Annotated in this window: 8 protein-coding genes; 1 reads left to right on the top strand and 7 read right to left on the bottom strand. The window is 64.6% G+C overall.

Features of this window, described 5'->3' with window-relative positions; all coding sequences use genetic code 11:
• The 7 genes from AADA15_RS18920 to AADA15_RS18890 all read right to left on the bottom strand — a co-directional run.
• Positions 1-1570, bottom strand: a 1570-nt coding sequence (locus tag AADA15_RS18920) for a M10 family metallopeptidase C-terminal domain-containing protein (RefSeq protein ID WP_341643125.1), incomplete at its 3' end; no start/stop codon positions are given.
• A 288-nt stretch (positions 1571-1858) separates the two neighbouring features.
• On the bottom strand, positions 1859-2113 hold the full coding sequence (locus tag AADA15_RS18915; RefSeq protein ID WP_341643124.1) for a hypothetical protein: 255 nt from the start codon (positions 2111-2113) through the stop codon (positions 1859-1861).
• A gap of 127 nt (positions 2114-2240) precedes the next feature.
• Entirely contained in the window at positions 2241-3038 is a 798-nt protein-coding gene (locus AADA15_RS18910) for a YjbF family lipoprotein (RefSeq protein ID WP_341643123.1), read from the bottom strand.
• Positions 3035-5332, bottom strand: a complete 2298-nt coding sequence (locus AADA15_RS18905; RefSeq protein WP_341643122.1) for a YjbH domain-containing protein — start codon at positions 5330-5332, stop codon at positions 3035-3037. The genes AADA15_RS18910 and AADA15_RS18905 overlap by 4 nt, the downstream gene beginning before the upstream one ends.
• Positions 5333-5445: 113 nt before the next feature.
• Entirely contained in the window at positions 5446-7323 is a 1878-nt protein-coding gene (locus tag AADA15_RS18900; RefSeq protein WP_341643121.1) for a polysaccharide biosynthesis protein, read from the bottom strand.
• A 253-nt stretch (positions 7324-7576) separates the two neighbouring features.
• Positions 7577-8188, bottom strand: a complete 612-nt coding sequence (locus AADA15_RS18895) for a sugar transferase (protein ID WP_341643120.1) — start codon at positions 8186-8188, stop codon at positions 7577-7579.
• A gap of 13 nt (positions 8189-8201) precedes the next feature.
• The gene (locus AADA15_RS18890) at positions 8202-9119 is read right to left on the bottom strand and encodes an NAD-dependent epimerase/dehydratase family protein (RefSeq protein WP_341643119.1); all 918 of its coding nucleotides are present in this window, start codon (positions 9117-9119) and stop codon (positions 8202-8204) included.
• Between the two features lie 115 nt (positions 9120-9234).
• On the opposite strand from AADA15_RS18890, the gene AADA15_RS18885 reads away from it, so the two are divergent.
• Entirely contained in the window at positions 9235-10350 is a 1116-nt protein-coding gene (locus AADA15_RS18885; protein ID WP_341643118.1) for a polysaccharide biosynthesis/export family protein, read from the top strand.
• Positions 10351-10361 lie beyond the last annotated feature (11 nt).

Raw genomic sequence — 10361 nt, 5'->3', positions numbered from 1 at the left:
TGCCGTAGAGCGTGTCATTGCCGTCACCGCCATAAAGCGTGTCATCCCCGGTGCCCCCCACCAGGCTGTCATCGCCGATATTGCCGGAGACCAGATCCTTGCCACTGCCACCAGCCAGGCTGTCATTGCCGCCGCCGCCGTACAGCGTGTCATAGCCGTCCCCGCCCATCAGGCTGTCGTTGCCATCATTGCCGGAGATCCGGTTGTTCATCTCGTTGCCGGTCACGGTGTCATTGCCGCTGCCGCCCCGGAAATACTCGATCATCGTGCCGCGGGCGATGGCAAGATTGCCGGTCAGACCGCTCACATCCGAAAAGCTCTGGTCATTGAGATCCACCCGGTCATGGGTGCGGTTGTAGCTCAGATCGAGTGTGTCCAGGCCATCGCGATCATAGATGGTGAAGGCCACCGACCGGTTGCTGATCGACCCGTTGCCGCTGTTTTCCAGCGCGGCCATGGCATCGCCCAGATAGCCGCCCAGGGTGCTGTTTGCCCCCCAGGTGGTATTGCCTGCGGTCTGGCTCGAGGCACCGGGCGCGCCATAGAGGTTCTGGATCGCCACCACATCCGACATCATCGTTGAAATCAGCCATGCACGGCTGGCGTTGGTGGTCGTGTTCTCGTTCTGGTCGAAATAGGACATGATCGAGATCTGCCAGCTGTCATTGGAATAGGTATCGTCGATCCCATAGGTGGCCGAGCCGTTGTAATCCCCCTGGTGCCCCAGCCCCAGCGCGTGGCCGATCTCGTGAATATAGGTGGCAAAGGAATAGCTGGACATGGTCGTGCCATAGGTGCTCAGCCAGCTGGTCCCCACATTCACATTGGAGGACAGAAGCGTGGAGCCGCTGGTCGAGAAACTGGCATAGGCACCGCTGGCGCTGTCATCAAAGGTGATCCGGGCTGAGCCGCTCACCTCGACAAAATCTATATTGGCCACCGCTTCCCAGGCTTCAAAGGCCCAGCGGGCCAGTTTCTGACCATCCTCGGTGAGCGCGGTGATGTTCACCGTGATCTGGTTGCTGCCGCTGGTATCGAAACTGCGCGAGGTGCCGCCCCAGAACCCATGGGTCAGGAAACGGGCCAGCTCATCCAGAGTGCCGCTGCTGTCCGGGATGCTGCCCGCGTCAACCACCGACAGGCTGTAAGAACCGGTGTAACCATCGATGAAAGACCCTGCCGCGACGTAATAGGTGCCGGTGGTGGGGGCGGTATAGCGCAGCAGGGAATTCAGCCCCGGCCCGCCATCGTCATTGTAGCCAAGCTGACGACCGCCCGAATCATAAAGCCGCAGGTAGGGATCCGACAGGGACACGCCGTCCTGGGCGACCTCGTAGCGCTGCCCGGCCGTCAGGCGCACCGCAACCCAATCCCGATCGCCAGCCCAGCCGAGCGACCCCCGAAAGGTATCGCCGACTGCCATTTCATAGCTTGTGGAACGGCCCGACGATGCATCGCCGACTTCGTACAGGGTGGCCTGGATCGCACCGTCCATACTGCCGTCAAAACCACTTCCGCCCATATGCCGCTTGGGATCGAAGGTTGCGGTCATCGTGCAAAGATCACACATCGTCTTTCCTGTCTTCCGGTCTCACAAGCCGCTGTCTCAGCTTGCAAAATTTATGCATACACATGCTCTGGTTGTCCAGCCGCCCCTGTGCCGCCGGTATGGATAGTCTCCTCAAAAGATTGAGAAACCGGGACCAAATCTGGGCCAAAAAAAGACAAGGTACAGAGCAGTGGAACCGGGCCACGGAACTGGGGGCAGAACAGCACATCAGCAGACATGAAAACAGGCGCGCCAAAACGGGCGCGCCTGCGAAACTGTTCCGATCGGAGGCCGGAAACCGGCGTCCGATCAGTCGGTGGTGGTTGTCGTAGTCGTGGTGTCGTCGTCGTTCACGACAACGCCCACGACAACGGCAGCGGCGATGACGCCTGCCGCGATACCAGCTGCGCCGAGGCCACCAACACCCAGACCCAGACCCGCACCAGCGCCTGCACCGGCACCGGCACCAGCAACTGCGGCACCGGGGGCCGCCTGAGCAGAAACGGAGGTTGCGGAGGCTGCCGCCATGGCGGCCAGCGCGAAGGCTGCGAAGATATTTTTCATAATAAGGACTCCTATGGAGGACATGTTCTCACCGCGACCATAGGGGAGAAGATCTTTCCATTCAACAAATGGTCTCTGGATTTCAGTTAGAAAGCCAGATTTCCGCCACCCGTTGCGGGAAAACCGCTCATATCGTCAGCTGGCGGATACGCAGATAGCCGATGCCTGAGCCTGCCCATTGCCGCGACTGCCAGATTCGCCCCGTGCGGGAATCGATCCAGTAGTCATTCACGACACGGGAGAGTCCCGCTTCGCCCCCGACCTGCCAGAACGCATCGCCCGGCCCGGCACCGGCCAGCTCGCAGACCTCCCGAAGGTGCCGGGTCTCGAAATGCAGCTCGACGATCTCGATCCGCTTCGCCCCCAGATCCTCGATCTGGCAGGCCATCGGGTATTTCACCGAGGCATTGTCCAGCGCCGCAACCTCGTAGATGCGCTGACCGTGGCCCGAAGGCCCCTTCGTGCCCTCGCGCACCAGGGCCGAAGCCCCCAGAAGATCGCTCGCCAGCCCGCGTGTGGCCACCAGCACCCCATCCCGCATGGTCAGGACAACATCGTCCTGGGCCACCCAGGCCACGACCTCGCCGGGGAAGTCATCCCGTTTGACCGTCTGCTGGACCAGGTAGGCATAAATGCCAGTCTCTTCGACCATGACCTCGATGACCGGCGCCTGCACCCTGGCCTCCAGCAGCGCCCGCGTCAGCGGTGGCTCTTTCGGCGGCTCGGCGCGCCTGTCGCGGATCTGCTGCACGGCCTGGCCGAGGGTCTGGATCAGCTCGACCTGCAGCGGCTTGTTGTCGGGGCCCTTGGCGCAGCCGGTCAGCCCCGCCAGCAAGGTCAGCACGCCCAGCGCGCCAAGCAGGGTCAGGCTTCGCCCTCCCCGCGATGGCTTGGGACCATGGATCAACCGGGATCTGCCTGTCATTCCCAGAACCTCGCACGCTGACGGGAGAGACTGTCCATATGAGCCTCGCGGATGGCGCCATAAAGCCGCCCCGGCACGTTGACACGCTGCCCCCCGTCGCGCTGGGTCGGACGGACGGTCATGCCGAAGGCATTGCGCGACGGCTTGCCCAGCATCCAGTCCAGCGGGATCCGGAAGCGGAACCCCTTGTCAAAGGAGCCCTCCCCGAAATCGGCCGCCGACACATCGGTCAGGGTGAAGAAGCCCCCCACCGACCAGCCATTGCTGAAGGTGCGGTCGATGCTGAAGGTCCCGCCGTAATCGCCGGCCAGGTAGCGGCCCGCATCCAGCTGCATCAGATAGCCCTTGCCCAGTTCCAGATAGGCCGAGGCATGGCCGGTGAAGGTCTTGTAATCGCGGAAGGAGAACAGCTGATCGTAGTCGCGCTGCACCACGTAGTTCGCCTCCAGCCCCAGCGCCAGCGGGCTGGCGACCGGTTTCCACAGCACCTCGCTCGAGAGACCGCCATACATGTTTTCCAGGAAGCCCGCCGTGATGCGCGCATAGACATCGTTGCGCGGCTGCCAGTGACGGCTGACATAGAGATTGGCCAGAACGGTGCCATACTGGGCATAAAGCGCCTGATCCGTGCGCACATGGGGCAGCACCGAATTGGAGGCGCGGCCGTCGGCGATATTGCCCCAGATCCGCTGATTGAGCGCCCCGGCGATGCGCCAGCCCGGCGCCGGCACGTAGGACGCCCGCAGGGCAACGCCGAAGTCCAGGCGGAAGGGCCGGTCAGGATCGAAATAGCCCTGCGCCCAATAGGGGCTGATCGAGTGCGAAAACGCGGGGTAAAGCTCGGTGGACAGGATCGAGTCGGCCGGAAGGGGGCCGGCATCGGTCACGGCGGCGACCGCCTGCAGGGCCTCCGGCGCGGCGGGGGCGAACTCCAGCGCCTCCAGATCGCTGCGCCGCAGGACCGTGGCCGACAGCCCCATGCCCGCGCGCACCGGCACGATGCGGAAGGTCTCGATCGAGGGCGGCAGCACATTGGCCATGAGACGCGCCGCCCGGCCAATGGCCAGCGCCTCGGAGCGATAGCGGTTGTTGCGCAAGCGCAGCTCGACCTCGGTGGCGGTGAAATGGATCGATTCCAGCAGCAGCCCATCCGCCTTCAGCGCCTTGGCCACGCGGTCGCGCACCTCGCGCCGGGCCGGTTCGCTTGCCGCCCAGTCCTGGCTCCACTGCGAATCGTCGGTGGCCCACTGGCTGCGCGGCTGCACCGGCATCAGGGCGGGCACGACCATCGGCATGCGCGGATGTTTCGGGTTGATCTGGATCTGCGCCGTGACCCCGAATTCGGAGCCATAGAGATAATAGAAACCGAGGCGCGTGGCCTGGCTGGCCTGGTATTCGACGCCAAAGTTCAGCGGCGATTTACGCTCGAAGATCCCGGAATCGCGGGCCTCGGCCTCATAGGCGTCCGAGGAGTATTCCACCTTGAAGCCCCAGCGGTCACTGGGTTGCCATTCGACGCCGGCAAAGGGGGCAAAATCCCCCCGGAACCAGCTGTCCGTCGCCAGTTTCCCGCCCGTCCCGCCGGGCTGGAACCCGCCCCGGCTGCCTGCCAGGCTGCCAATGGCCCCGTAGGTGCCAAGCCGCCCCCAGCCAAGACCCGCGCTCAGCTTCAGGCGTCCGGGCAGCCCGCCGCGCGACAGGGCAGGCGTTTCGAACTGTTTCGTGGCGACGATATATTCACTGGCATAGACGCCGGTGCCGGCAAAATCCTGCAGACCAACCGTGACCGCCGGCCGCCAGCGCCCCTCGCGCCAGAGCCGGGCGCGCACATCAAAGCCGCGGTCGTAATAGGTGCGAAAGGCGGTTCCCGCGAGATCCTGAATACCGTTGTACCGGAACGAGGCGGTCAGCCAGGGCAGCGCCTGAAAGGTCATGTTGTAGCGGCTCTGGCCCGCGAACCAGGAAAAGCTGGTGCCCCATTGGGCATCGGGCATCATCTCGGCACTGGGCATGTCCATCAGGCCGGGCAGACCGTAAAAGTTCAGGCTGGGCACCGGCTGGCGGCGATAGCGCGGGGCATCGGCATTGCTGGCCGTGCTCTGGTCCGGAAAGGGCTGCGGCGGGCGGCGATAGGCCGTGGCCGCCTCGGCGGGGGCCGCTTGTGCCCGGGCCGCAGGGACCAGTCCCCCGCCCGCAGCGAACACCCCAAGGCTGACGGCGCTCATCAGGCAGGCAAGGGCCACAGGCGCGGTGCGAAGGGAAGGTTTCGATGTCTCGCTCACCGTCTGGCTCACCGGGGAATCCACTGCGCTTAAGTCTCTGTTCCGAAGGGCCCTTGCAGGGGCACCCTGTCCTGCCTGCCGTTAGAGCATGAATGCGCCGCGCGCCGCAATGGAGCAGGCCCCCCTCAGGAGGTCTTTCGCGCCCCGATCGTGTCTTCTCCGTTACCCTCGACCCAGCGCCGGATCAGCAGCCGCAGCGCCGCCTCGTCCCCGCTGACCACCGCCTGACGCAAACCGCGCAACAGGGCCGCCACTTCGATCTCGGACAGCACCGCCTCGCGGGCACAGAAGATCTTGGGGTGATTGGTGGAGGTGACACTGCCGCTCAGGGTCAGCTCCTCTTCCATCTTCTCTCCCGGACGCAGGCCGATGATCTTGATCTCGATATCGCCTTCGGGGTGGTCCTCGTCGCGCACGCTGTAGCCGGCGCTTTCGATCACCTGGCGCGCCAGCTGCAGGATCGAGATCGGCTTGCCCATCTCCAGCACGAAGACCTCGCCGCCCCGGGCCTCGGCGCCGGCCTGCAGCACCAGCTGCACCGCCTCGCGGATGGTCATGAAATAGCGTTTGACATTGGGATCCGTCACGGTAACCGGCCCGCCGCGGCTGATCTGGTCCTGGAACAGAGGCACCACCGAGCCCGAAGAGCCCAGAACATTGCCAAAGCGCACCATGGTGAGGATGGTTCCCGATGTGCGCGAGGCCAGGTCCTGCACCAGGAGCTCGGCGATGCGCTTGGAGGCGCCCATCACATTGGTCGGGCGCACCGCCTTGTCCGAGGAGATCAGGATGAACCGCTCCACCCCGGCCTGTTCCGCCAGGCGGGCCAGGGTCTGGGTGCCAAAGACGTTGTTGGCCAGCCCCGGCAGCGGATTGGCCTCCACCAGCGGAACATGTTTATAGGCCGCCGCATGCAGAACCACCTGCACCTGGTGCCGCTCCAGCACCTGGCGGACCTGGCGCGGATCGGTCACCGAACCCAGCACCGGCACCACCTCGATGCCCAGCTCTTCGCCCAGCGGGGCCAGTTCCTGGTGGATGGTGTAAAGCGCCAGCTCCGACAGCTCGTAGAGCACCAGCCTGGCCGGTGCACAGGCCAGCACCTGGCGGCAGAGTTCGGAACCGATCGACCCCCCTGCCCCCGAAACCAGCACAACGCGGTCCTGATAGGAAGCGCTGGCCGCATTCAACGGCACATCGTGGCTGTCCCGGTTCAGAAAGGTCTGTGCCGGGGCCGGCCTCAGCTTGTCCACCAGCTCCTCTTCGCCGATGAGCTGGGCAAAGGAGGGCAGCACCTGCACCTCGAGCCCCATGTCCTGCAGCCGCCGCGTCAGTTGCGCCTGTTTGGCCACCCCTTGCGAGGGCATCGCCAGCAACACCCGGTTGATATAACGGCTTTCGACGATGTCAGGAATCCGGGCCGGGGCATAGACAGGCAGGCCCAGAAGCGTCATCCCCTGCAGAGAGGTGTTGTCATCGACAAAGGCCACGGGATCGATGCCGCCATGAGATTTCAGGGCCTGGGCCAGCTGGGTGCCGGTGGCGCCGGCGCCGTAGATCAGCACCCGGCAGCGGGGCATGGCGCTCCGATAGATCATCAGCACTAGCTGAAGCAGAGCCGCCCGCATCAGAACCATGGACAGAAAATAGGCCAGTGCAAAGACCACATAGGTCCCCGGCGGCAGCCTGGGGCCGACCACATAGGCGATCATGGCCATGACCGTGGCAGTAAAGATGGCCACCAGGGCCGTCAGCATCATCGCATGGCGTTCATAGGCATTGAGCTGGATAAGCGGCAGGCCAAGCCAGAAGGACATCCCCGCCATGGCCAGCAGCGCATAGGGCAGAACCGGCAGCATGAGCACCAAGGTCGAGAGCGCCGGATCCGGCAAGGGTTGCACACCGAAGGTGAACAAAAGCGCCAGCGGGCACAGCAGCACATCCAGGGCGAGAAAGACATAGGACTTTTGTTTTCTCGAAAGTCGGCTGATCAATTCGAACATAGTCTACGCCCCGCACCCCCTGGAAAACAGTCCAACACCAATAGCCCGGCCAAAGTGCGCACACTGGCTCTCGAACCTGCCCGTGCCACCAGCCCGATACCGCCGCAGCCCTCATAATTCATCATCGCCTGAGTGTGGCCTTTTTTGCTGCCGAATACAAACGTAAGCTTAGCGAAAATCCACCAACACCCCGCAAAGTTTTAAGGTTTCCGCGCCCCGCCCAAAATTCAGACAGCACCCGCGCGCCGCCCTCTCAGCCGCGCCGGAAGATGTTGCCGATGGTCTGGAACACCAGATCGAAATCATAGCACATATTCTGATGGCGCTGGTAAATCAGGTCCAGTCGCGCCTTGGCCGGCACGCAGATGCGCGAGTAGACCGCATCGGTTTCCTCGGGCGTGCTGCACCGGGCCAGCAGCGCGGTTTCGTGTTTGTGATATGTGATGGAGGCAAGCCCGGTCACGCCCGGGCGGCTCTTGAGCACCTCGCCGTAGATCTCCGGGTGGGCCTCCACGTATTGGCGCAGGGGCGGGCGCGGTCCCACAAAGGACAGATCCCCTTTCAGGATGTTCCACAGCTGGGGAAACTCATCCAGCCGCTTGGAGCGCAGCCAGGCGCCGGTGCGGGTGATCCGGGCCTCCTTGTCGCCGCCCGAAACGCCGCTGTCCCCCTCGACCACGGTCATGGTCCTGAGCTTCCACAGCCGAAAACTGCGGGTCGGAGAGCGCATGCGCTCCGCCACGTAAAAAACCGGCCGCCCCTCCCTGACCAGAAGCCAGAGCAGCAGCAGCAGCAAGATGGGTCCCAGAATCACCACCAGAAGCGAGGCAAAGAAAAGGTCGAACAGTCGTTTGCGCCAGGTCATCAGGTCATCCAGGTCATCGGGTAAAATCAGGCTCTAATAAGGCCCATTCTGTCACCAAGCAAGCCGGGTCAGCCGGGGGAGGCATCGCCTGCGGCCCCAGGGTGCGGCGCAGAAGGTCCAGGTCCAGCGCCACCTCGGGAATGGCGCTGTCGGGGGCGGGCCGCGTGGTGAACGCCCGCCCCGCCGCCTGCAGAAGCGCCGCCATCGCCACCGGTTCGGGCTGCGCAATGTTCAGGACCGCGGGCACCTCCTCGCAGATCAGCAGCGCCGCCAGAACATGGGCCAGGCTCTGCACCCCGATGTAGCTGCGCCGCGGGCTGCTGCCATCGGCAAAGCGGTCCAGGGTGAAGCCCGGACGCCAGCCGCCCAGAATGGCATCCAGCCCCGCGATATTGCCGATCCGCAGGATGCTGACCGGCACGCCCAGTTCCTGCCCGCGCGCAAGGGCCTGCTGCTCCATCTCACGTTTGGCGCGCCCATAGGGGCTGGTCGGGGTCGCGGCTGCGTCTTCGCGCAGCAGCCCCGCCTGCCCTCCGTAAACGGCCGCCGAAGAGGCAAGGAACACCCGCGGCGGTTTGCCCCCGGCAGAGGCCGCCGCCTCGATCGCGGCCAGCGCCAGCCGCGCGTTGTCCGCCAGGTCCGCACTGCGGCCGGGCACACTGCCGGCCAAGCACAGGACGGCCCCGGCACCGCGCAAAGCCCCGGCCAGAAGCCCTGGCTCCGCCAGAGGATCGAGAACCACCCAGTCTTCAGAAGCGCCTGCATCAGGCTGGGGGCGCCGGGCCTGCCAGCGCACCCGCGCCGCACCGGGCAGCAGATCGGGCCAGGTCCGGCGCAGCACCTGACCAATCCGTCCCGACGCGCCCAGAACCACCGTAACCGGGAAGCGCGCGCCGAGCCCTTGCGCAAAGACTGTGGCCGGAAAACCCATCTCTTGCCCCTCTTCCCCGTCAGGATACCACGGCTTGCGCCCTTTGGTTGACGCACCGCCCTAGCCCAGTATCTTGCGACTACCAAAAATCAAGATCTTTCCGAAAAGAGCCCCCATGCGCCTTGTGATCCCGCTGCTTGCACTTGCCAGTCTCTGTCTGCTTCCGGCGGCCTGCGGACGCCTGCCCGGCGGGGCGCCCACGGGAGAAGAGATCATCAAGCAATCCAGCGAGGTGGATGCCGAATTCGCCCTGTATCCGGTGACCCGCGCCTTTCTGCCCTCGGTCGCGCAGTGGCCGGAAACCGGCAACAAGAGACAGCTGGGCTGGATCAGCGCCAGCAATGGCGCCAAGACCCAGATCATCCAGCCCGGAGACACGCTGACCCTGCGCATCTGGGACAGCAGCGACAATTCCCTCCTGACCTCGCAGGCGCAAAAGGACGTGCAGCTTCAGGATGTGCGTGTCGCGGCCAACGGGACCGTTTTCATGCCCTATGTCGGCAGCGTGAACGTCCTGGGGCTGACCCCGGACCTGGCCCGTGAACAGCTCCAGGAACAGCTGGAAACCATCGTGCCCTCGGCGCAATTGCAGCTGGACATGCAGGAAGGGCGCAACAACTCGGTCGACCTGGTCTCGGGCGTGGCCCGGCCCGGCACCTATCCGATGCCCGATCGCAACTATTCGGTGATGGGGCTGATTTCGGCCGGCGGCGGCATCAGCCCCAGCCTCAACAACCCGCAGATCCGCCTGGTGCGCGGGCGCAGCATCTATGGCACCTCGGTGGACAAGCTGCTGAACAATCCGCAGCTGGATACCCTGCTGCGCGGCGGCGACAGGATTTTCGTGGAAGAGGACGAGCGCTATTTCCTCTCCTTCGGCGCCACCGGCAAGGAAGATCTGCACATCTTCAGCAAGGACGAGATGTCGGCCATGGACGCCATGTCGATCTCGGGCGGTTTCCAGGACGGAAAGGCCGACCCCCAGGGCCTCTTGGTCCTGCGCGAATATGACGCCGGGGCCGTGGCCCCGAACATGCGCGGACCGCGGCATCAGCGGGTGGTCTTCACGCTGGATCTGACCACGGCGGACGGGCTGTTCTCGGCCCGCAAGTTCCGGATCAATCCCGGTGACCTGCTGATCGCCACCGAATCCCCGATCAACGATGCGCTGACCATCTCGAACCTGATCGGCAACTTCTTCGGCGTCTTCAGCCGCGCAGGGGTGCTGTAAGCTCCCGGCGG

It is taken from the genome of Phycobacter sedimenti (assembly GCF_038148855.1).
GTDB classification, from domain to species: domain Bacteria; phylum Pseudomonadota; class Alphaproteobacteria; order Rhodobacterales; family Rhodobacteraceae; genus Phycobacter; species Phycobacter sedimenti.
Note: the sequence above shows the minus strand (reverse complement) of the source record. Positions and strands in the feature narration are given on the sequence as shown.

What these genes read in the sequence shown, in the direction of transcription:
- AADA15_RS18900 (WP_341643121.1), bottom strand. Translation starts at nt 7,323, where the DNA reads ATGTTCGAATTGATCAGCCGACTTTCGAGAAAACAAAAGTCCTATGTC.
- AADA15_RS18915 (WP_341643124.1), bottom strand. Translation starts at nt 2,113, where the DNA reads ATGAAAAATATCTTCGCAGCCTTCGCGCTGGCCGCCATGGCGGCAGCC.
- AADA15_RS18895 (WP_341643120.1), bottom strand. Translation starts at nt 8,188, where the DNA reads ATGACCTGGCGCAAACGACTGTTCGACCTTTTCTTTGCCTCGCTTCTG.
- AADA15_RS18910 (WP_341643123.1), bottom strand. Translation starts at nt 3,038, where the DNA reads ATGACAGGCAGATCCCGGTTGATCCATGGTCCCAAGCCATCGCGGGGA.
- AADA15_RS18885 (WP_341643118.1), top strand. Translation starts at nt 9,235, where the DNA reads ATGCGCCTTGTGATCCCGCTGCTTGCACTTGCCAGTCTCTGTCTGCTT.
- AADA15_RS18890 (WP_341643119.1), bottom strand. Translation starts at nt 9,119, where the DNA reads ATGGGTTTTCCGGCCACAGTCTTTGCGCAAGGGCTCGGCGCGCGCTTC.